This is a genomic window from Rhodoferax sp. AJA081-3, assembly GCF_017798165.1.
In the GTDB taxonomy this organism is placed as follows: Bacteria; Pseudomonadota; Gammaproteobacteria; order Burkholderiales; family Burkholderiaceae_C; genus Allorhodoferax.
Genome location: NZ_CP059068.1, coordinates 3,846,358 through 3,868,653 on the forward strand (window position 1 = coordinate 3,846,358; position 22,296 = coordinate 3,868,653).

Annotated in this window: 19 protein-coding genes; 7 read left to right on the plus strand and 12 right to left on the minus strand. The window is 61.8% G+C overall.

Features of this window, described 5'->3' with window-relative positions; genetic code table 11:
• Positions 1–4: 4 nt before the first annotated feature.
• Entirely contained in the window at positions 5–478 is a 474-nt protein-coding gene (locus HZ993_RS18085; protein ID WP_371816941.1) for an RcnB family protein, read from the minus strand.
• Between the two features lie 227 nt (positions 479–705).
• Between HZ993_RS18085 and HZ993_RS18090 the strand changes: the two genes are divergently transcribed.
• A complete protein-coding gene (locus tag HZ993_RS18090; protein ID WP_209394117.1) occupies positions 706–906 on the plus strand; it encodes a CsbD family protein in 201 nt (66 codons plus the stop codon).
• 34 nt (positions 907–940) lie between these two features.
• Here HZ993_RS18090 and HZ993_RS18095 read toward each other — a convergent pair whose 3' ends face one another.
• Positions 941–1,852 (minus strand): LysR family transcriptional regulator, encoded by a 912-nt coding sequence (locus HZ993_RS18095; protein ID WP_209394118.1) that lies wholly within the window; start codon positions 1,850–1,852, stop codon positions 941–943.
• A gap of 115 nt (positions 1,853–1,967) precedes the next feature.
• On the opposite strand from HZ993_RS18095, the gene HZ993_RS18100 reads away from it, so the two are divergent.
• Positions 1,968–3,947 carry an alkyl/aryl-sulfatase gene (locus tag HZ993_RS18100; RefSeq protein WP_209394119.1) on the plus strand — a complete coding sequence of 660 codons (1,980 nt, stop codon included), beginning with the start codon at positions 1,968–1,970 and terminating at the stop codon, positions 3,945–3,947.
• A gap of 4 nt (positions 3,948–3,951) precedes the next feature.
• Here HZ993_RS18100 and HZ993_RS18105 read toward each other — a convergent pair whose 3' ends face one another.
• The 7 genes from HZ993_RS18105 to HZ993_RS18135 all read right to left on the minus strand — a co-directional run bounded on the left by HZ993_RS18105 (position 3,952) and on the right by HZ993_RS18135 (position 11,588).
• A complete protein-coding gene (locus HZ993_RS18105) occupies positions 3,952–4,434 on the minus strand; it encodes an acyl-CoA thioesterase (RefSeq protein ID WP_209394120.1) in 483 nt (160 codons plus the stop codon).
• Positions 4,435–4,512: 78 nt separating this feature from the next.
• A complete protein-coding gene (locus HZ993_RS18110; RefSeq protein WP_209394121.1) occupies positions 4,513–5,616 on the minus strand; it encodes an ABC transporter substrate-binding protein in 1,104 nt (367 codons plus the stop codon).
• A gap of 189 nt (positions 5,617–5,805) precedes the next feature.
• Positions 5,806–7,170 carry a sigma-54 dependent transcriptional regulator gene (locus tag HZ993_RS18115; RefSeq protein WP_209394122.1) on the minus strand — a complete coding sequence of 455 codons (1,365 nt, stop codon included), beginning with the start codon at positions 7,168–7,170 and terminating at the stop codon, positions 5,806–5,808.
• Positions 7,167–8,978: an ATP-binding protein gene (locus HZ993_RS18120; protein WP_209394123.1), complete on the minus strand. Its 1,812-nt coding sequence runs from the start codon at positions 8,976–8,978 to the stop codon at positions 7,167–7,169. The genes HZ993_RS18115 and HZ993_RS18120 overlap by 4 nt, the downstream gene beginning before the upstream one ends.
• A gap of 5 nt (positions 8,979–8,983) precedes the next feature.
• Entirely contained in the window at positions 8,984–9,781 is a 798-nt protein-coding gene (locus HZ993_RS18125) for an ABC transporter ATP-binding protein (protein ID WP_209394124.1), read from the minus strand.
• Position 9,782: 1 nt separating this feature from the next.
• Positions 9,783–10,604: an ABC transporter permease gene (locus HZ993_RS18130; protein WP_209394125.1), complete on the minus strand. Its 822-nt coding sequence runs from the start codon at positions 10,602–10,604 to the stop codon at positions 9,783–9,785.
• 12 nt (positions 10,605–10,616) lie between these two features.
• Positions 10,617–11,588: an ABC transporter substrate-binding protein gene (locus HZ993_RS18135; RefSeq protein ID WP_209394126.1), complete on the minus strand. Its 972-nt coding sequence runs from the start codon at positions 11,586–11,588 to the stop codon at positions 10,617–10,619.
• Positions 11,589–11,887: 299 nt separating this feature from the next.
• Here HZ993_RS18135 and HZ993_RS18140 point away from each other — a divergent pair, with 299 nt between their 5' ends.
• Positions 11,888–12,802, plus strand: coding sequence for a hypothetical protein (locus HZ993_RS18140; protein ID WP_209394127.1), 915 nt, complete (start codon positions 11,888–11,890; stop codon positions 12,800–12,802).
• Between the two features lie 137 nt (positions 12,803–12,939).
• Positions 12,940–14,940 carry a tetratricopeptide repeat protein gene (locus tag HZ993_RS18145; RefSeq protein WP_209394128.1) on the plus strand — a complete coding sequence of 667 codons (2,001 nt, stop codon included), beginning with the start codon at positions 12,940–12,942 and terminating at the stop codon, positions 14,938–14,940.
• Positions 14,941–14,947: 7 nt separating this feature from the next.
• Here HZ993_RS18145 and HZ993_RS24650 read toward each other — a convergent pair whose 3' ends face one another.
• Positions 14,948–16,228 (minus strand): hypothetical protein, encoded by a 1,281-nt coding sequence (locus tag HZ993_RS24650; protein WP_245213682.1) that lies wholly within the window; start codon positions 16,226–16,228, stop codon positions 14,948–14,950.
• A gap of 135 nt (positions 16,229–16,363) precedes the next feature.
• Here HZ993_RS24650 and HZ993_RS18155 point away from each other — a divergent pair, with 135 nt between their 5' ends.
• Positions 16,364–17,200, plus strand: coding sequence for a phytanoyl-CoA dioxygenase family protein (locus tag HZ993_RS18155; RefSeq protein WP_209394129.1), 837 nt, complete (start codon positions 16,364–16,366; stop codon positions 17,198–17,200).
• Positions 17,201–17,271: 71 nt separating this feature from the next.
• On the opposite strand, the gene HZ993_RS18160 is transcribed toward HZ993_RS18155, so the two are convergent.
• Both HZ993_RS18160 and HZ993_RS18165 read right to left on the minus strand, forming a co-directional pair.
• The gene (locus HZ993_RS18160) at positions 17,272–18,114 is read right to left on the minus strand and encodes an ABC transporter ATP-binding protein (protein WP_209394130.1); all 843 of its coding nucleotides are present in this window, start codon (positions 18,112–18,114) and stop codon (positions 17,272–17,274) included.
• Between the two features lie 33 nt (positions 18,115–18,147).
• The gene (locus HZ993_RS18165; RefSeq protein WP_245213683.1) at positions 18,148–19,005 is read right to left on the minus strand and encodes a LysR family transcriptional regulator; all 858 of its coding nucleotides are present in this window, start codon (positions 19,003–19,005) and stop codon (positions 18,148–18,150) included.
• A gap of 276 nt (positions 19,006–19,281) precedes the next feature.
• On the opposite strand from HZ993_RS18165, the gene lysA reads away from it, so the two are divergent.
• Positions 19,282–20,535, plus strand: coding sequence for a diaminopimelate decarboxylase (gene lysA, locus HZ993_RS18170; protein WP_209394132.1), 1,254 nt, complete (start codon positions 19,282–19,284; stop codon positions 20,533–20,535).
• 25 nt (positions 20,536–20,560) lie between these two features.
• Positions 20,561–22,276: a YbaL family putative K(+) efflux transporter gene (gene ybaL / locus HZ993_RS18175; protein ID WP_209394133.1), complete on the plus strand. Its 1,716-nt coding sequence runs from the start codon at positions 20,561–20,563 to the stop codon at positions 22,274–22,276.
• Positions 22,277–22,296 lie beyond the last annotated feature (20 nt).

The window sequence follows — 22,296 nt, forward strand, 5'->3', positions numbered from 1 at the left end:
GGCATCAGTTGTTCAGTAGCAGTTGCAGGATCACACCGGTGGCGATGGCCACCAGGATGTAGTCGCTGCCACTTTGTACCCAGTGGTAACCACGCGGTGGTGCGCTGAGGCGGTGGCCGCGCCAGTCTTCTACAACGTATTGCCGTGTGCGGTACTGGTATGGCAGGTGACCGCCGCGGTAGTACGAATGGTTGGGGCCGGCACCACGCTCTGCGCGGTAGTCACCACGGTTATCTCGGTCACCGCGTTGGTTGTTGTGGCCGTGGCCACGTCCGTCGTTGTCATTGTTGTAGTAACGATTTTGTTGGCGGGCATCGTCGCGGCGGTCCCGGTCGCGGTTGTTGTCGTTGTTGCGCTGGTTCTGTTCATAGCGGTTGCGGTTGGCACCGGGCGCATCGCCTTGGGCAAACGCAAACTGCCCGGCGAAGAGTGAAACTGCCAGCACCGTACAAAGGGTGGCCTTGCTTTTCATGATCATGGTGAACTCCAGTGGTTTGCGGGTTTGCAATCTGAAGATAGGGCCGTGTGGTGCAGATGTCGGTGCGCAGCCGCACGCACATGGGAATGCGACAGGGATGCGGAAAAAAACGGGCCGTATGTTTGCCATCGCACCGATGGCCGGAGGCTTTGTTTTTAGTATTCACCCGTAGGCCAAAGCTTGGCTCACATGTTCCCGTTATTCAATTTCTTAAAGGACTCCACACCATGAACAAAGACCAAATCTCCGGTACCGCCAAAGACATCGCTGGAAAAGTGCAAGAGGGCGCCGGCAAACTGGTAGGCAGCACCGAGCAACAGCTCAAGGGCCTGGAAAAGCAGATCGAGGGCAAGGCTGAGAAGCGCGCGGGTGATGTGAAAGAACTGGTTCAGGACGCCAAGGATATTGTCAAGAACGCTGTCAAATAAGCCGAAACCACAGAGCATCTCACCCTGGCGCGTATTACGGCCTGGTCTGCTGTAGCCCCAGCATGGCCAGGAAGTCAACGGCATACTGCGCCATGGGTGAGTAGCTGCGCCCCTTGAGGGACACCACACCCAGGTCGGAAAACTGGGTGGGGATGTCCGAGGTGGTCAAACGCACCAGCCGCCCGTCGGCAACCTCTTCCAGCGCACCGGCGTCGGCGCAAGCCACCACGGTGTCGGTGGCCATGGCCACGGTCTTGAGCAGGTTCAAATCGTCGCACTCAATGGCCAGAGGCAGGCGCACATCCTGAGGCAACCCCATCAGGGATGCCAGCAACAACAAAATCTTTTCCGGCACCCGCACGCTGGCCAATCCATAGGGCAGCAAGGCCTTGCCCTGCACGCTTGTTTGGTTCAGCAAGGGATGGCCTTTGCGCACATAAAAACTCGCCGTCAACTGTCCGATGCGGGTGACTTCCAGATCCGATGTAGCCGGTATGTTGCGCAGGTCGGCCACATAAAAATCCAGTTCTTCTGCACGCAGGTGGTCGGCCAGGTAATTGGCATTGTTCACCTCCACCCGCACATGGACGGCGGGGAACCGCGTGCGCATGTCGGTCAGCAGGACCGGCAGCAGCGTGGCCGCGGGGTAAGGGCCTACGCCGATGGCAATGTCGCCCATTTGGCGTTCGCGGTACAGGCTGACGTCACGTTCCAGGCAGTGGTTGTCGAACACCAGTTTGCGGGCGCGCTCAACCACAAACGCACCCGCATCGGTGCAGCGCACCTCGGTTGAACCCCGGTCGAACAGCTGCAGGCCCAGTTCGTCTTCAGCAGCCTGGATGCTGCGGCTGAACGCCGGCTGGCTCAGGTGGCATTGTTGTGCCGCGCGACCAAAGTTGCGGGTGTCGGCCAGTGCCACCAGGTGTTTGAGCCGCCGAATTTCCATACAGATCTTCCTTGTCATCCAATGCAGCCGATGCATTGATTTTCGCGTTTGAATGCATTGGACGAATTTTAGGGGTGCTTCCACAATCCGTCCAAAACTTGGATAGGACAGGAAAATGGCAAAACACCGAACCCCACGCCGACTGGCTTTTGCAGTGGCCACACTGCTTGTGTTGTGCACGGGCTGTAGCAAAACCGCAGGCATTGGCGGCACGGCGGGTGATGCCAGCCCTGAGACCCTGAAGGTCAACGCCCAATTCGCCCAAGCGCTGAAGCTGGACGACACAGCTGACTTTGAAGATGCCAAGCGCGGTTTCATCGCCCGGCCCAGCGGCACCATCACACAGGCCGACGGCACGGTGTTGAAGGACTTTGCGGCCTACGACTTTTTGGCTAGCAAGGCCGCCGATACGGTCAACCCCAGTCTGTGGCGCCATGCCCAGCTCAATGCCAATATTGGCCTGTTCAAGGTGACCGATGGGGTGTACCAGCTGCGCGGGTTTGATATCGCCAATATGACGCTGATCGAAGGCAAGACGGGCTGGATTGTGGTTGACCCGCTGACCGCCCGCGAGACGGCCAGCGCGGCCTTGGCGTTTGCGCGCCAGCACCTGGGCAACAAGCCCGTGTCGGCCATCGTTTTCACCCACGCCCACGCCGACCATTTTGGTGGTGTGCTGGGCATCGTGACGCCGCAGGACGTTGCCCAGCGCAAGCTGCCCATCATTGCATCGGCGGGCTTCATGGAAGAGGCCACCAGTGAAAACATTCTGGTGGGTACCGGCATGGCGCGCCGCTCCTTGTACCAGTTTGGCCGGGACCTGCCGCGTTCTGCCAAGGGCAATGTGGACACCGGCCTGGGCAAGGATGTGGCCTACGGCAACATTGGCGTGCTGCCGCCCAACCTTGTGATTGACCAACCCACGCAGCCAGTGCAGGTGGACGGCCTGGACTTTGTGTTTTACAACGTGCCGGGCGCTGAATGCCCGGCCGAGCTGACCTTCAGCATCCCCAGCAAAAAACTGTACGACGGTGCCGAGAACCTGGCCCAGACCATGCACAACCTGCTGCCCGTGCGTGGTGCCAAGGTGCGCGATGCACTGCGTTGGTCCAACTACATGGACCAGGCGCTAGTGCAGACCCAGGACGCTGACATTTACATTGGCTCACACAACTGGCCCATATGGGGCAAGGCCAATATCCAGAAGATGATCACTATGCACCGCGATGTTTACAAGTACACCCACGACCAGACGGTGCGCCTGATCAACGCGGGCCACACGCCGCGCGAAATCGCGGACATGGTGAAACTGCCCAAGTCCTTGACGGATTTTTTTGGCGCACGCGGCTACTACGGTGACTTACGCCACAACGTCAAGGCCGTGTACCAGTTCTACCTGGGCGCCTACGATGGCAATCCGGCCAACCTGAACCTGTTGCCACCGCAGGAGTCGGCCAAGCGCTACCTTGCGTTGCTGGGTGGTGCCGACAAGGCCGTGGCCGCAGCCCAAAGTGCGTTTGACCAGGGCGACTACCGCTGGGCCGCCGAATTGCTGAACCACGCGGTGTTTGGCGATCCCTCCAGCAAGGCCGCCAAGGAACTGCTGGCCAAGACCTATGACCAGATGGGGTATATGGCCGAGGCCTCGACCTGGCGCAACTCGTACCTGACGGCAGCCCAGGAGCTGCGCCAGGGCCCACCCGCCAAAGGTGCGTCCAAAGCCATGCTCATGGACATGCTGTTGCAAACACCCATGGAGCGTTTTCTGGAAGCCATGGCCGCGGGCTTGAATGGGCCCGACGCAGAAGGCAAGGACCTGAAGGTCAACCTGGTGTTAACCGACCTGAAGGAAACCTATGTGTTGTGGATTGAAAACGCCGTGCTGCACTTCAGGCGGGGTGAGGCTGCGCCCGATGCCCACGCCACGTTGGCGCTGACCAAGGACATTTTTGTCAAGATGGTTGCCGGTACCGCAGGGGTCAAAGACACGCTGCTCAGCGACGACCTCTCGGTGACGGGTAGCAAGATCGACCTGGTGCAATTCTTCCGCCTGATCGACAAGGCGCCCGGTAATTTTGCGATCGTGACCCGGTAGACGGCTAGTGCACGCCCTTGATGGCGGCCAGGCGGGCTTCCAGGTCTTGTCGCAGCTCTTTGCGCAATAGGGCCTGCTCGTAGCGGCGCTTCTCCCGCTCATTGACGGGTTGCCGCGGGGGGACGGCGACCGGTTTGCGGTCGTCATCCACTGCCACCATGGTGAAGAAGCAGCTGTTGACATGGCGCTTTTGCTGGCTGCGGATGTTTTCCGCAATCACCTTGATGCCAATTTCCATGGACGACTTGCCGGTGTAGTTGACGCTGGCCAGAAACGAGACCAGCTCGCCCACATGTACGGGCTGGCGAAACATGACCTGGTCCACGCTGACGGTCACCACATAACGGGCGGCATAACGGCTGGCACAGGCATAGGCCACCTGGTCCAGAAACTTCAGCAAGGTGCCGCCGTGCACATTGCCGGCGAAGTTGGCCATATCGGGCGTCATCAACACGGTCATGCTGAGTTCGTGGGCGGCTGTTTCCATGGTCTTGAATCGTCGTAAAGAGTTGAAGGTACTGCCCCGATTGTCCCTGTTTGTGCAGGGCGCAGCCGCAGGCCCGGCTCAGCGCCGGAATTTGCCGGTAGTGCCAATGATGGACAGGTCCGCAAAGTCCAGGCCCGTGTGGTTGGTTGTGCTGTAGCTGATTGCCATGCCCCCCAGGTCAAACCGGCTCATGCCCTCCAGTGCCGCCTGGATACGCTCGCGTGTGGGTTTGGGGCCGGCTCGGCGCAGGGCTTCCACCAGTACCTTGGCCGATGCAAAACCCTCCAGCATGGCCGGGCTGAGATCATCGATGTTGCGAACCTTGGCCAATTGGGTGGCTTCGCGAACCAGGGGCACGTTCATGGATTTGGGCAAGACCTGGCTCACGATGACACCTGCTGCGTCTTCGCCCAGCAGCTGGATAAATCCGCCGGAGGCGTTGTTGGACAGGGTCACGAACTGCGGTTTGTTGCCCACAGCCTTGATCGCCCGTATGCCGCTGGCTACGGCCGGCCCCGATCCTATGATCATGACGGCCTGCACCGGTGACTTGCTGAGTGACTGGGCAATGCTGGAAAAGTCTGGCTTGTTGCGGTCAAACTTGGCAATGAGGGTGGCCTGCAAACGGGCGCCTGCCAGGCTGCGTTGTGCCCCTTCCAGTCCGTCCAATCCGAAGCTGTCGTCCACGTGCAGGATGGCAATGTGCTGTATGCCAATGGATGCCAAATGCGAGATGGCCATCTCGGCCTCACGCTGGTAGGTGGCGCGTACATTGAATACAAACTTGCGCACCGGCACGTGCAGCACCATGGCGCCCGTGGAGGGCGCAATCAGGGGGACGCCATGCTGCTCCAGCGTGGGAATAATGGCCTCGGTGTGGGGTGTGCCACGGGTCATAAACATGGCCACCACCTTGCGCTCTTCGACCAGGGTGCGTGCGTTGGTGGCCGCCAGCTTGGGGTCGAACTTGTCATCCAGCGTGACGATGTCAATGGTTTCACCGCCCACGCCCCCACGGGCGTTCACGGCATCCAGGTAAAGCTTGGCGCCTATGCCCGTTTCCTTGACGGTGGCGGCCACGGCGCCGGTCACACCGGTGGTCTGTCCTATCAGGATTTGTCCGTGGGCCAGGCAGCCCAGGGTGGCCAGCAGCAGCCCGGCCAGGTGTTGGGGATATGTCATGTGCGTGTCTCCTTTTATAGTGGTGCGTTTGTTCCGCACCAAGACTGCGCACGCTTTGTGCCAAGGCCTTGCTTGTTGCAAGTGTTTGTTTTTGTTCAGGTTTTCTGTGTTGCTTGGGCGTTGATGTCTGGGACTTCAGAACGGCGCGCGGTGTTTTCCCAATTTCCGCACAGCGACGCGTGTTGTGCGCTAGGCGCGGCCGACCGGAATGCCGTGTTTCTTCAGCTTGTCGTACAGCGTTTTCTTGGGAATACACAGTGTTTGCGCGGCCAGCGCCACGTTGAAGTCGCTGGCGCGCAGGGCCGCCTGGATCAGTGAAGCCTCATACGCATCCAGGCGCCGGGGCAGGCCGTCGAAACCTGGGGTGGTGTCTATGGGTTGGGAAGGGGCTTCGCCGGAGTGTTGCCCCATGTCTGCCACGCCCAGCACCAGCTGGTCCGCAAAATTGCGCAGCTCGCGGACATTGCCCGGCCAGTCGCGCTGCTGCCACTGGGCCATGTCCGCGGCGCTCCAGGGCGGGGCGGCCTTCTGGTAACGCAGCGCCGCGCGCTGCACAAAATGCGCCAGCAGCAGGGGGATGTCTTCACGCCGGTCGTTCAGGCGGGGCAGGGCCACACTGACCACACCCAGCCGGTAGTACAGGTCTTCGCGGAACTTGCCCTCGGTACTGAGCTGGCGCAGATCGACCTTGGTGGCCGCGATCACGCGGCAATCCAGCTCCACGGTGGCGTTGCCGCCCAGGCGCTCCAACTGGCGCTCCTGCAGCACCCGCAGCATCTTGACCTGCAAGGCCATGGGCATGCTCTCGATTTCATCCAAGAACACGGTGCCCCCGTGTGCGTACTCCAGTTTTCCGATGCGCCGTTTTTGTGCGCCCGTGAAGGCACCTGCTTCATTGCCGAAAATCTCGCTCTCAAACATCGACTCGGGCAGGGCCGCGCAGTTGATGGCCACAAACTCACCCTTGCGCCGACTGGCAAGGTGCAGCTGGCGCGCCACCACCTCTTTGCCACAACCGGTGGCGCCGTTGATCAGCACGTCGGCCTGTGTGGGGCCAATGTTCTGGATGAATTTGCGTAGCCGTTCGATGCCAGGAGACTGGCCTATCAACTCGGGCATGGACGGGTGCGCGGCCCAGGCCTTGGTCAGGCGGCGGTTTTCCAGCACCAGGGTGCGCTTTTCCTGGGCGCGCAGGCAGCTCTCCAGCAGGCGTTCGGCGGCAAAGGGTTTTTCGATGAAGTCGTAGGCACCGGTGCGCAGTGCCTGCACCGCCATGACCACATCCCCATGGCCCGTTACCAGGATGACGGGCAGGTCGGCGTCGGTGTGCAGGGTGTGGGCCAGCAGGTCCAGACCCGAGGATTGGGGCAGGCGCACGTCGGTGACCACAATGCCGCAGTAGTCGGCGTTGATCAGTGCGTAGGCTTGTTCGGCATTGGCACAGGCTTGCACGGTAAAGCCCCCCAGCTCCAGGGTTTGTGTGGTGGCCAGGCGAACGGCCTGTTCGTCTTCAACCAGGATGGCGTGGCAGTGGGACAGGTTGCTTGTTTTCATGCGGGTAGTTTTTCTTGCGCACAGCGCGGTATGTAGACCACAAACTCGGCCCCGCAGTCGGGGTTGTTCCGGGCCTCCAGGTGGCCGTTCATGGCTTGCACAATCGACGATGAAATGGCCAGGCCCAGACCCAGGCCGTGGCCGGTGGCCTTGGTGGTGAAGAAGGGTTCAAACAGATGTTTGACCACCTCTTGTGGCAGGCCCATGCCCGAGTCCAGGATGCGAATGCGCACCTGCTGCGCATCGGCCTCCAGCACCACCCGCACGGTTTTCTCGGGGGCCTGTTCCACGGCGTCCAGCGCATTGCGCAGCAGGTTGATCAGCACCTGCTCAATCCGCACGGTGTCACCCAGCACGCAGAAGGTTTCGGGCAGATCCAGCTGCAGTTGCACGCCGTGGCGTGCAAATTCGCTGTCGAGCAGCAGGGCTGCGTCCTGGATGGCCCGGTTGACCTCCACCACCGCGACGGCCTCCGGGCTCTTGCGGGCAAAACCCTTGAGCTGGCTCACAATGCTGCCCATGCGTGCGCTGGCGGCGCTGATGTGGCGCAGGTTGTCATCGGCCTGTGTGGTTTGCCCGCGGGACAGGTAGGTACTGGCGTTGTCGGCAAAAGCGCGGATGGCGGTCAGGGGCTGGTTCAGCTCGTGGGTGATGCCGGCCGCCATCTGGCCCAGCATGGCCAGCTTGCCGGCCTGCACCATCTCGTTGCGGGTGGAGCGCAGCAGGTTTTCGGTTTGCTGCAGCTTGTCGTATTTGGCGGCCAGTTGTGTATTGGCCGACTGCAGTTCCTGGGTGCGCAGGGCGATGTTGTGTTCCAGGTCGTCTGCGGCTTTTTTGAGGGCCAATTGTGCTGCACTGCGCTCTTCCAGCCTGCGGCGGCGTTGGTACTGCACGGCCGCCACGGCTGCCGCTACCAGCAACAACAAGACCGTGATGCTGGCCCACAATATCCCGGCGCGCAGCACCTTGGCCTGCGATGGGAACAGCATCAACTGCCAGCCCAGACGCCCCACGGGGCGTCCCACATAGGCACCAAAACCCTTGCGTGCAGCACCGGGCAGGCTGGCAATCGGTTTGATCTGTTTGCCCATGTACTGCTGGGTTTGTTCGATGTCACTTTGCACCAAAGGGGCCAGCGGGCGCAGGCTGTTGTAAACCCAGTCGCTGCGGTTGCTGAGGAACACCACACCATGCCGGTCGACCAGGGCAATGGGGTCCTCGTTGCTGCGCCAGGTCTGCTCAAACGAGGCCAGCGTGATCTTGACCGCGATCACCCCAATCGGCGCTACCGAGCCGCGTTTGGTGCCTGCGGGGTAGACCGGTTGGGAAATGAAGTAACCCGGGATGCTGGTGGTGTTGCCGATGGCGTAAAAGTAGCCGGGCTGGCCATGGATGGCATCCCGAAAATAGGGCCTGAACCCAAAATTCTGTCCGAGAAAAGACTGCGGTGTGTCCCAGTTGCTGGCCGCAATGGTCTTGCCTTTGTGGTCCATCAGGTAGATGGCGGCCACCTTAGCCTGTTGCGCAAGGTCTTGCAAGGTGTCGTTGAGTTCGCCCTGCAATGCTGCATGGCCAGGCGCCGCCAGAAGCTGGGAGGCCATTGGCAGGTGCGCCACCGAGTAGGGCAGGGTGTCAAAGCGGTCCAGCACCGCCTCCAGGTCCAGTGCAATGATCTGCAGTTGCCGCTCGCCGGTAAGGTGGATGTTGGCGTCCGCATTGCGAGCGCCAAACCAGAAGGCAACCGACACCAAGCCCAGGGCCAGCGCCAGGGCGCCGGACCAAGAGACAAGGCGTCGGGCGCGGACCATGGCCCTTAGTCTACTGCCGCCATCTTCAGTTCGTCATTGTGGTGGCGCTGCTGCTCTTCCATGACCAGTTGCCCCAGTTCACGCTTGAGCGCATTAAAGGCGGCAGACGATGGGTCGCGCAGGCGGGGCAGGTCCACCAGGATGTCCCGTTTGACCGTGCCGGGGCGGTAGGTCATCACCACAATACGGTCGGCCAGGTAGATGGCTTCTTCGATGCTGTGGGTCACGAAGATGATGGTCTTCTTGAGCTCGGCCCAGATGCGCAGCAGCTCGTCCTGCAGGTTGCGCCGGGTAAGCGCATCCAGCGCGCCAAAGGGTTCGTCCATCAGCATGGTGGGCGAGTTCAAGGCGAGCACCCGCGCAATGGCAACCCGTTGGCGCATGCCGCCCGAGAGGTCTTTTGGAAACCGCTGCCGAAAGTCCGTGAGACCCAGCATGGCCAGCAACTGGCCCACACGTTGCTGAATCTCGGTTTTGTCCACGTTTTTGATTTCCAGCCCGAAGCCGATGTTCTGCTCCACCGTCATCCAGGGGAACAGCGCATATTCTTGGAACACCATGCCGCGGTCCGGGCCAGGCCCGGTCACCGTGGTGCCGTTCACGGTGATGGCGCCGGAGCTGGGCAATGAGAAACCCGCCACCGCGTTGAGCAATGTTGACTTGCCACAACCCGATGGACCCAGCAGGCAGACAAACTGGCCTTCGGGAATGTCCAGGTTGATGTCGCGCAGCGCCACCACCTCTTTGTCGGCGGTCTTGAAGATCTTGTTGACGGCCTTGACTTGAATTTGTGTAGCGTTCATTTCAGCTCTCCAGACCACGGTGCCAGCGCAGCAAATAGTTGTTGAGTTTGTTCATGCCAATGTCCAGCGCCAAGCCAATCAGACCGATGGTGAACATGCCGGCCATGACCTTGTCGGTCCACGAGTATTCGCGGGCTTCGTTGATGCGAAAGCCCAGGCCATCGGGCACCGCAATCAGCTCGGACACGATCACGATCATGAAGGCCGCGCCGATGGCGATGCGTATGCCGGCCAGGATGTAGGGCGTGGCGGCCGGCAACATCACCCGCAGGAACAGGGTGCTCTGGCTGGCACCCAAATTGCGTGCCGCCCGCAGGTAAATGCTGTCAACCTGGCGCACACCCACGATGGTGTTGATCAGCACCGGGAAGAAGGCTGCAATGGAGATCATGAAGACGGCGGGCGGGTTGCCCAGGCCAAACCACAACATGGCCAAGGGTGTGTAGGCGCTGGGGGGGATGGGCCGCAGCACCTGCACCAGGATGTACATCTTGTCGTAGATGCGCTGGTTGGCACCCATCAGGATGCCAATCGGCAAGGCCAGTCCGCCGCCAATCAGAAAACCGATCAACACGCGGTACATGCTGCCCCAGGCGTCACGCAGCAGTTCGCCTGAAACGGCCCAGGCCAACCAGCTGCCGGCACCGGGTGTGTAGGCATCAACCGGAGACAAATACTGCACCCAGCGCTGCGCCACCGCCAGCGGGGATGGCAACTTCAGCGGGTTGACCCAACCCAGCACACACACCAGTTGCCACAGGGCGATAACCGCCACGGGCACGATGAGACCTGACGCAATGGCGCGCCAATTGATTTTGCTCATGCCGATCGCTCCTTACTTGACGGCCAGGCTCTTCTTGGCCTGGTCCAGCAGGTCGGTACGCACCCAGTCGGTTGCCACGGGTGGTTTGGCCATCTTGCCCACACCGTACTTGGCCATGGTGTCGGTGGTGGTCTGGATGTGGGCAGCCGTCACGTCGTAGGAGTAGGGGGAGTTGGCGATGGCATCCTGGAAATCATCCGATGTGATCTGTCCCTTGAAGATGGTTTCGCGCACGTATTTCTCGGCCTGGCCTTTGGTCTCGATGAATCCTTTGGTGGATTCGACGAAACAACGCATGAATTTCTCGGCCACTACGCGGCGGTCCTTGTAGAAGCTCTCGGTCATCACCAGCGTGCGTACGGGTTCGCCAATGGGCGTGTCGTAGGGCTTCATCACCTCGACCGCAAAACCTTTGTTGATGGCCTGCGAGGACTGGGGCTCGCTTTGCATGATGGCGTCCAGGTTCTTGCCCAAGAGCGCCTGGTTCAGGTCGGCAAAGGCCAGGTACACCACCTGCACATCCTTGCCCGGCTGGTCGGACATGCTCAGGCCGTTCTGACCCAACTGCGCCGCCAGCAGTACCTCATGGATGCCGCCGCGGGTCACGCCCACCCGTTTGCCCTTGAGGTCTTTGACCGACTTGATGCCGGCATCCGGCCGGGCTACCAGGCGGGCGCCGCCCTTGGCAAAACCCGCCACCACATAGATGGGTGCACCGTTGGCACGGGCGGAGATGGCGCCTTCGGACGCGGTGGCGCCCACATCCAGTTCACCCGCCAGAATGGCCTGCATCACATCAGGCCCTTTGGCAAACACATGTTCTTCGACTTTGATTCCGCACTTGGGTGCGATCTCTTTGATGTAAGAAATGGCGCCGTAGTGGGCAAACTTCAGATTGCCCAGGCGGACGACCTCTTGTGCCTGTGCGGCACCCGTGAACAGCACCGACAGTGCCAAGGCGGAAATCAGTTGTGTTTTCAACATGTTGTTGTCTCCAGTAAGTTGCAATGGACTAAACCGCAGGATGTTTTGCACGCACCGTGCCAACCGGTGCGTGTTGCTAAGTCCTTGATTTACATAGAGTGATCGCCGCGTTTGTGTCCATCGCCGTCTGAAAAATCGGAATCGGACTATGGGGTGTGCGGTTTCTCGCGCAGGGCATGTACGGAATGCCGGCCGCTGGATGTGCCGTGGCGTACGGACCGCTAAGCCCACGCGCCAGCACAATGCAAGGCCAAGGCATTGCTGCCAAACACGCGACCAAACACACGCCCAATCCCACCATGCACCGTACCCTCTTGTTGATTCCACGCCTTTTGTTGGGCGCCATGCTGTTGTGCAGTATTTCGGTGACCGCAGCAGCGGCAGTGGAGCCGCCCAACAGCCACAACGCGGCCAGTCTGCTGGCCAAACAGGCCGAGTTCCACACCCAGTTGCAGGGCAAGACGTTTGGCGAGCCACTGCACCTGGCGTCACAGGACAGTGGCAACCGCTTGCATGCGGATGTTTATGCAGAGCTGGGTGCACCCTTTGCAACGGTGAGCAGCCTGTTGAGCGGGCCGGAGTCCGTGTGTGGCGTATTGTTCTTACACCTCAATGTGCGCGCCTGTGACGTACAGCGCAGCCCCCAGGGCGACGTGCTGATGCTGACGGCGGGACCCAAACAAGCCGCCGCCGGGGGCGCTGCGACCTACAGCATGGCTTACACCATGCGGGTGGATAGCACCAGCGCAGACTACGTTCGCGTGACACTGGTGGCCGCCAGCGGACCCTTGTCCACGGCGGACTACCGCATTGTTTTTGAAGCTACGCCACTGGCAGGGCAGCGCACTTTTCTGCACTTTGCCTACGGTTACCGTTACGGGAGCATGGCCAAGATGGCGCTGAATCTCTACCTGGCCACCGCAGGGCGCAACAAGATCGGCTTCAGCGTGGTGAGCACGGGTAGCGATGGCAAACCCCAATACGTGCAGGGTGAGCGCGGCTCGGTGGAGCGCAATGTGATGCGCAATTACCTGGCGTTGCAGGCCTATACCGGCGTGGCAGGCGGCGCACCCGCGGCGCAAATGGATGCACGGCTGCGCGCCTGGTTCGCGTTGACCGAGCGGCATCCCGCGCAATTGCATGAATTGACGCTGGAGGAGTATCTGGCGCAAAAGCGGGAAGACCTGGCCAAGAAGGTGGCCACCGCACGCTGAGCCGGCACCACACGACGCGCCTACAGCGCGATTTCTTCAGATGGATAATGCAGCCTTTTCTTTCATGCTGGAGTGTTGGCTGTGTGTCTACTTGAATCGGCAAATGCAAAAGTAATCGCGTGCGTATGGGGCATGCCATGGCGGTAAAACCTGCCAAGGCCGACATGGCGAACCGCCTAGCCGAAGCATCCCGCTATCGACTGTCTGGCAATCTGAAGGCCGCCAAAGCGGTCTATTCGGACATCCTGCGCAAGGATGCCGACAACGCTGAGGTGCTGCACTTGTTGGGCTGCCTGTCTGAAGAAATGGGCAGTGCGGACCAGGCCATCAAGTTGGTCACGAAGGCCGTCAAGGCCGATCCGACGGTGCCCGCTTATTGCTACAACCTGGGCAATATGTTGTTGCGCCAGGGCCATCTGGCAGAGGCCATACGGTACTACCGCGAGGCGATTGCGCTCAAGCCAGACTACGCCGTTGCGCACAACAACCTGGGGCGGGCCCTGAGCCAGGCGGGGGACCGGGAAGGCGCCAAGGCCAGCTTCCAAAATGCCATTGCCCACGCGCCGCGTTATGCGGACCCGCTCAACAGCCTCAGCCTGGAACGCAAGGCGCAAGGCGACCTAGAGGGTGCGGTGGCGGCCTGCAAGGCAGCCATCGACATCAAGCCGGATTTTGCCGAAGCACATTGCAATCTGGGCGGTGCTTACCTGATGATGCAGCGGGTGGTAGAGGCCGCAAGTGCCTACCAGACCGCCGTCAGGCTTCAGCCGGCACGGGCCATGTACCACGCCAACCTGGGCGGCGCCCTGTTGCGCCTGGGCCGCCAGCGTGATGCGGTGTTGGCATTTGAAGAAGCATTGCGTCTGGACCCCAGGGATGCGCTGACACGCAGCAGCCGCATCCTGGCCAGCAGTTATGTGTCGACCAGCGCGCAGGCGCTGTGGCAGCAAGTCCAGTCATGGGGTGTCCTGCACGGGCAGGCCTTGCAGAACCAGGGCCCGCGGCACACCAACGTGCCAGACCCGGAGCGCAGACTGCGCATCGGGTTGGTGTCGGCCGATTTTCGCAACCATGCGGCCGCCTACTGGATCGAACCTTTGCTGGCTGGTTTGCACGAGGGCGACTGTGAGGTGGTGTGTTACAGCAACAATGGCGCCGTGGATGCTGTTACCGAGCGCCTCAAGGCCTATGCGGACACCTGGGTCACCTGTGCCGCTATGGGTGACGCGGAACTGGCCCAGCGTATTGCGGCCGATGGCATCGATGTATTGGTGGACCTCTCCAGCCATACCGAGGGTCACAGGCTGCTGGTGTTTGCCCGCCAGGCCGCGCCGGTGCAGGTCAGCTGGTTTGGGTTTCCGGTTTCTACCGGCTTGCAGACCATGCAGTACCGTTTAACCGATGCGGTCATGGATCCACCCGGCCAGAGTGATGCGTTTTATACGGAACAATTGGTGCGGCTCCCGCGCTTCTACGCTGCCTTCCGTCCAGACCCCGCGTGTGGTCCAGTGGGGCTGGGGCCTTTGGTGCGCAACGGATTTGTCACCTTTGCGTCGTTCAACACCCTGGCAAAGATCACCCCGGAGGTACTGCAATGGTGGGCCAGCATCCTCACCCGCATGCCGGATGCACGCCTGCTGGTGCAGGCGGCGGGCCTGGAGCATGCCGAACTGGCGGCTGCGTTACACGCTGCGTTCGACACACACGGCGTAGAGCCACACAGGCTGTCTCTGCGTGGATGGACGGGTATGGAAGACTATCTGCGTCTGGGCCAGGAGGCTGACATTGCGCTGGACCCGTTCCCCTTCAACGGCGGGGTTACGACCTGCCATGCTTTGTGGATGGGGCTGCCCGTCATCACCCTCGCAGGGGAGACGGCCGCCAGCCGGGTGGGCGCCAGCATGTTGAGCGGCATGGGGCTGCAAGAGTGCATTGCCAACGATCCCCAGAGTTACGTAGACAAGGCGGTGTCGCTGGCGCAAAACGCCCAGGCGCTGGCTGCACTGCGTGCATCACTGCGCACACGTATGGAAGGCGCAGGTTTGCTGGATGGCCGTGGCCTGGCATCCGAGGCCGAGGGGGCCTTCAGGGCCATGTGGCGCACCTGGTGTGCCAGCCGGGGTGTTACCCAACCCTGAATGTGGGCTAGGGCGTGACCAGCCCATCCATACGCACCACTTCAAAGCTGGAGCCCTTGACACTGCCCAGCTCCGACACCAGTTTGTCGTTGTTCCAGCGCGGGTCGGGGGCGCCGCTGACATACCAGTTGGAGCCGTTGTCAGCCAGCAGCATGCCGTAGGTCTTCATGCTCTGCAAGATGGCTTTGCTCTCGGTGCTGAAGCTGGCGGGGATCACATAACTGGCCTTGAGTCGCACCCGCATGCCCATGGGGGGCACATTGGCGCTGGTGTTGCTGGACGCCCAGTGGGTTGCGGGCGGCACATAGGCGCGGCGCGTGGTGCTGGCGGTAAACCGCAGCGCGTGGCGGATCACACCGGTGGACGCTTCGTCATACCGCGCCAGCCCGGGGAAGATGGGCAGGCCCGCCGCGTCGGCACTGGTCCAGCCCGGTTGACCGCCGGGGCGCACGGTGTTGGAGTCGGTGTGGAACACCGCACCGCCACTGGCACGCCACGCTCCGCCGGCCTGCGGATACGAGTTGCCGGTTTCATACAGGCGGTTGGCATCGCGGTCTATGACCAGCACATGGCGGTCGCCACCAAAGCTGCCGCCATTGGCCAGCTGGCCTTCAATCGGCGCGTCGGCCGGTATCGGGTAGGGGCCGGGGTCGCTCTCGTCGCCATAGTCGGTAAATGTGACCGCCACCTTGGGCTGGGTGGACGACACCACCACATAGGGAATGCCAATGGGTGCACCTTCGTACAGGCCGGAGCCAAAGTCCGGATGCAGGCCGCGGGTCAGGCCGATGCTGGCGATCAGCGCGTCGGAATTGGCGTCTACCGGTGCCCCCGAGATATCGGTGTTCCAGGCGTTGTTGGCCGGGAAGGGAATGGCGCCATTGAGGCTGGCACCGGCACCCAGGCTGGCGCCGCTCAGGTTGGCATATACCGCGCCAGCCCCGGGCGTGCTGCTGCCCACGCTCAGCAGGGTGTAGGTGTTGATACGCACGCGCACATTGTTGTAGGTGGCGCCCTGGAACGTGACCGCGCCCAGTGTCAGCAGGTTGGTGCCCGCATCAAAGGTGTCTGCCACCGGGGTTCCGCCATCCACGCCCAGCAGGGTGTAGGCACTCACCGTCGCCCGGACATTGTTGTAGGTGGTGCCACCCAGCGTCACCGCGTCCAGCGTCAGCAACTGGGTGCTGGCGTCAAATGTATCCACCGCCTGCGCAGCGAAGGATGCCAACAGGGTCAACACAGCAGCGGCGCGTGCCGTGTACTCCAACGGTTTGTTTTTCAGCTTCATAAATACCTCTCGGATGCCACAGCCTATCTTCACCCTTTTGTCGGCGCAAATGCAGGGGAGGCCCCCGCGCATTTTGTAACCGTTGGTGTCTTGCAGGCCTTGCCTATACTGCTGCGTCCAACACAAAGACACCCCATGCTGACACCTGAACAACAAGCCACCTACCAACGCGACGGCTACCTCGTGTTGCCCAATTTCAAGTCGCCCGACGCCATCCAGGCCCTGCGCCAGCGGGCCGGGGAGCTCGTGGACGCCTTTGTTCCACCGGCCACCAAAACCATCTTCACCACCAACGAGCAGGTGCGTTCGGTGGACCGCTATTTCCTGGATTCCGCCACCAACACCAGTTGTTTCTTTGAAGAAGAGGCCTTCGGGCCCGATGGTGAACTGCGCCAGGCCAAGGCGCTGTCCATCAACAAGATCGGGCACGCCATGCACGATGTGGACCCCGTGTTCTCGGATTTTTCGCGCGGGCCGGAGTTGCAACAGCTGGCCCAGGGCCTGGGCCTTGCGCAGCCCCAGATCTGGCAGTCCATGTACATCTTCAAACAACCCGGCATCGGCGGTGAGGTGGGCTGGCACCAGGACGCCACGTTTTTTGAGACCACTCCTATCAGCGTGACCACCTTCTGGTTTGCGCTGGAAGACGCGACGGTCCACAACGGGTGTTTGTGGACGCAGCCAGGCGCACACCGTAGCCCGCTGCGCGAACGGTTTGTGCGCGCGGGTGACCAGGTCAGCATGCAGAAGCTGGACGCCACACCGTGGCCCGACACCACGACCGCCATTCCGCTGGAAGTGGAAGCAGGCGCCCTGGTGGTATTCCATGGCCTGTTGCCGCACTACAGCGCCCCCAACCGTTCCAGCGCGTCACGCCATGCATATACCTTGCACGTGACGGATGCCACTACGCTTTATTCACCTGCCAACTGGATACAACGCGGCGCAGACATGCCGGTGCGCGGTTTCTGAGGCACTTTCTGCGCCAGGGTGCTTGGTGTAAAAATAGCCTCTAGCCCCCGATAAATATGGGGGTGATGCTATTAATTTGGTAGTACTTCAGTGTTGCTTTGCAGCATGGCAAAGTCTTCGTCCACCGCCAGCCCGGGGAAGTGAAAACGCACTGGCCCGTCGGGCAGGGCATGCACATACTGGTGGACCATGGGGTCCGTGCTGGTACGCACCGCGTCGGGCGTGCCTTCGATGGCGACCTTGCCATTGGCCAGCACAATCACGTGGTCGGCAATCGCCAGGGTTTCTTTCAGCTCGTGCGACACAAACACACTGGTTAGCCCCATGGAGTCGTTGAGCTGGCGGATCAGCTTGGCCGCGGTCTTGAGCGAGATGGGGTCCAGGCCCGAGAAAGGCTCGTCGTACATCACCAACTCGGGGTCCAGCGCAATGGCGCGGGCCAGCGCAATGCGCCGCGCCATGCCGCCCGAGACCTCGCTGGGGTACAGTTCACGTGCACCGCGCAGGCCCACGGCGTTGAGCTTCATCAGCACGATGTCGCGGATCAGGGCCTCGGGCAGGTCGGTGTGTTCGCGCAGCGGAAAGGCCACGTTGTCAAACACCGTGGAGTCGGCAAACAACGCGCCAAACTGGAACAGCATGCCCATGCGCCGGCGTGCGGCGTAGAGCTGCTGCTGGTCCATGCGGCCCACGTCTTGGCCATCAAACAGCATTTCGCCGGATTGCGCTTTTTGCTCGCCGCCCATCAGCTTGAGAGTGGTGGTCTTGCCCGCGCCCATGGGGCCGATCAGCGCCGTGACCTTGCCTTTGGGAATGTGCAGAGACACGTTGTCGAGGACCAGGTGGTTCTCGTAACTGAAGCTTAAGCTTCGGAATTCGACGAGGGCGTCGGAAGGGGTATTGGGGGTTGCCATAGGGAAAAGTCCATGCCAGGCTTGTGCTGGCAGCTAAGCAATGATAGCCCCGGCCGCACTTTGGGTGATGGCGTCCACCAGCGCATCCCGCAGCGGGTGTGGGGTGGCCACCTGGGGCAGCAGCAGGCCCACGCTGAAGGGAATGGCCATGGCCAGGGGTTTGACAACCAGATTGGGTCCAGCCATGGCCGCGGCGGTCAGTGGGTTGACGATGGCCACACCCAGGCCCTGTTGCACCATGGCGCAGACGGCTACGGCGCTGGTGGTTTCCAGCCGTGTGGCGCGTTGTACGCCGGCTTGCAGGAACATGGCGTCTATGGCTTGGCGGTAGGTATCGCCTTCGGCCAGACTGACAAAACGCTCGGATTCAAAGTCTTGCGGCTGCAGTGTGACGCGCTTGCACAGGCGGTGACCTGGTGGCAACACCGCTACTTCGTTGGCGGTGAGCAGCGCGCGCAATTCCACGCCGGTGGGCGCCTCGGTGGTTTCGCCCAGGCCGATATCAAAGCGTTGTTCGCTTAATGCCTGTTCCAGCCAGGGGGATTCCAGCGGCACCACGCTCACACTGGCCTCGGGCAGGGCTTTGCTGAAGTGTTGCAGGGCCTGGGGCACCAGTGCGTGGGCCAGTGCGGGCAGGCAGGCCAGGCGCAGGCGGCCGGTGCTGAGGGTGCGCAGTTCCTGGGCGCGGGCTGCTATCTGTTCCAGGCCTATGAAGGAGCGTTCTACCTCCTGCATCAAGGCCAGGGCACGGGCGGTGGGGCGCAGGCGGCCGCGTACGCGGTCGAACAGGGCGAAGCCTAATACGTATTCCAGTCTTGCCAGTTCGCGGCTGAGGGTGGGTTGGCTGGAGCCTGTCGCGTCCGCTGCACGGCCCAAGTTTCCGTGCAGCATGATGGCGCGGAACTGGTTAAGTTGGCGGTGGGTTAGGGGCGGGGCTGGGTCGGTTCGCGCACGGAGCCTGGGCGACTGGGCGTTTTGCTCCGTGTCCCCCGCCCGCTGTGCGGGCTCCTCCTTTACCTGCGCAAAACGCCCAGTCGCCCAGGCTCCTGGGGGCGTTGATGCAGATGGCTTGGGTTGGCGGGGCATTTGCTAACTATATCCATATTGAATAGATATCTAACAAAAATGGCATTGATTGAATCGACTAGGGCTGGGATCATCCAGCCTATGAATCCATTTACACCCTCCACCCTTGCATCTTTGGCTCAACAACACGGCACACCGCTGTGGGTGTATGACGCCGCCACTATTCAACGCCAAGTCCAGGCGCTGCGCCAGTTTGACGTGGTGCGTTTTGCGCAAAAGGCCAATTCCAATACCCACTTGCTGCGCCTGCTGAAAGCTGACGGCGTGATGGTGGATGCGGTGTCGTTGGGCGAGGTCGAGCGTGCGTTGGCTGCTGGCTACACGCCCGGTTTGCACAACGGCCATGCCGAAATCGTCTTTACCGCCGACCTGCTGGACCGCACGACGCTGCCACGTTTGGTGGAACTGGGTATTCCCGTCAACTGTGGCTCCATCGACATGCTGGACCAGTTGGGTGCCGTCAGCCCCGGCCACCCGGTGTGGCTGCGCATCAACCCCGGCTTTGGCCATGGTCACAGCAACAAGACCAATACCGGCGGCGAGCACAGCAAACATGGCATCTGGCATGGTGATCTGGTCGCCGCGCTGGCCAAGGTGCGCAGCAATGGCCTGGCGCTGCAGGGCTTGCACATGCACATTGGTTCGGGTGTGGACTACGGGCATCTGCAAGAGGTGTGTGGTGCCATGGTGGACCTGGTGCGCACGGTCAAGGCGCAGGGCATGGATTTGCATGCCGTGTCGGCGGGCGGTGGCCTGTCCATCCCCTACCGGGCGGACGAGGCTCCTATCGACACCGCGCACTACTTCTCGCTGTGGGACGCTGCCCGCCAACAGATCGCCGCAGACATGGGCCATGCCATTGCGTTGGAACTGGAGCCCGGCCGTTACCTGGTCGCCGAGTCCGGCGTGTTGGTGGCCGAGGTGCGTGCCACCAAGGCCCAGGGCAGCCAGCATTTTGTGATGGTGGACGCGGGTTTCAGCGACCTGATGCGCCCCTCCATGTATGGCAGCCACCACGGCATGGAGATCGTCCACGCTGACGGTACCCCTGCCACCGGGCAGGTGCAGCCCAGCGTGGTGGCCGGGCCGCTGTGTGAATCGGGCGATGTGTTCACGCAAGGCGAGGGTGGTGTGGTGTTGCAGCGCGACCTGCCGGTGGCGCAGGTGGGAGACCTGCTGGTGATCCACGACACCGGCGCGTATGGCGCGTCCATGTCCTCCAACTACAACACCCGCCCGCTGATTCCGGAAGTGCTGGTGGAAGCCAATGGCAATGCCCGCCTGATACGCCGCAAGCAGACGGTAGCGGAACTTATTGCGCTGGAGGCGGTATAACCTTAGGTAAACCCTAAGGACACCCATGGACCACAACATCTCCCTGATCACCACCATTGCCGCGGGCTTTGGTGTTGCGCTGGTGTTTGGGTTCATTGCTGAACGCATCAAAATCCCGGCGCTGGTAGGGTATCTGGTGGCGGGCATCCTCATCGGCCCGGCCACGCCAGGGTTTGTGGCTGACGTGCACATCGCCTCGCAGCTGTCCGAGATCGGCGTTATGTTGCTGATGTTTGGCGTGGGGCTGCATTTTTCACTCAATGATCTGCTAGCCGTCAAACGGATTGCCGTGCCCGGTGCCGTGGTGCAGATGGGGCTGGCGACCGGGCTTGGGGTGCTTACCGCCTGGTGGTGGGGCTGGAGTTGGGGCGCGGGGCTGGTTTTTGGTCTGTCGCTCTCCTGCGCCAGCACCGTGGTGTTGCTCAAGGCGCTGGAAGCCCGTGGTGTGCTGGACACCATGAATGGGCGCATCGCAGTGGGCTGGCTGGTGGTGGAAGACCTGGCCACGGTGATGGTGCTGGTGTTGCTGCCACCGCTGGCGGGTGTGCTGGGTGGTGCAGTGGCGGGTGCCAGTACCGCACCGGTGGCGGAGGCCAAACCGATCTGGATGGCGATTGGGCAAACCCTGTTGCAGGTGGCGGCCTTTATTGCGCTGATGCTGGTGGTGGGGCGCCGCGCATTGCCCTGGCTACTGTGGCAGGTGGCGCGCACCGGTTCACGCGAGCTGTTCACGCTGGCCGTCATCGCCACGGCGATTGGTATTGCCTACGGCGCCTCGGCCCTGTTCAGCGTGTCGTTTGCGCTGGGTGCATTTTTTGCCGGCATGGTGATGCGCGAGTCCGAATTCAGCCACCGCGCGGCGGAAGAATCACTGCCCCTGCGCGATGCCTTCTCGGTGCTGTTTTTTGTGTCGGTGGGCATGTTGTTTGAGCCCGCCATCCTGGTGGAGCAGCCCATGCGGGTGTTGGCCGTGGTTGCCATCATCATCCTGGGCAAGGCGCTGGTGGCGGCGGCCCTGGTGCTGGCCCTGCGTTACCCCATCAACACGGCGCTGACGGTGGCGGCCAGCCTGGCGCAAATTGGGGAGTTTTCGTTCATTTTGGCGGGCCTGGGTGTATCGCTGGGTCTGTTGCCCGCCATGGGCATGAGCCTGGTGCTTGCCGGTGCGCTGATCTCGATTGCGCTGAACCCCTTGCTGTTTGCCGCCATTGAGCCGTTCAGGCGCTGGGTTTTGGCCCGTTCAGAACTGGCCCGTCGCCTGGAGCAGCGGCAAGACCCTTATGCCGAACTACCCACGAGCACCGAGCGCAAATACCTGGAAGGGCAGGTGGTGCTGGTGGGTTATGGCCGGGTGGGCAAACGGATTGCCAAGGCCATGGAGGCTCGCGGCATCCCCTATGTGGTGGTGGAGCAAAACCGCGAACGGGTCGAGCAGTTGCGCGGCCAGGGTGTGGCCGCCGTGTCGGGTAGCGCGGCCGACCCGGCGGTGCTGATCCAGGCCCACATCGCCCATGCCGCCATGCTGGTGATCGCCACACCGGACCCGGTGGGTGTGCGGCAAATGGCGGACACCGCACGCGCGCTCAACCCCAGCATCGAAATTGTGCTGCGCACCCACAGCGAGGCCGAGTCACAGATGCTGCGCGACGATGGCATCGGCAAGGTCTTTTTTGGCGAGGAAGAGCTGGCCAAGGGCATGACCCAGCATGTGCTGGAGCGTTTCGCACCCCAACCGGCCTGAAGAGACTAAAGGGCCGGCAT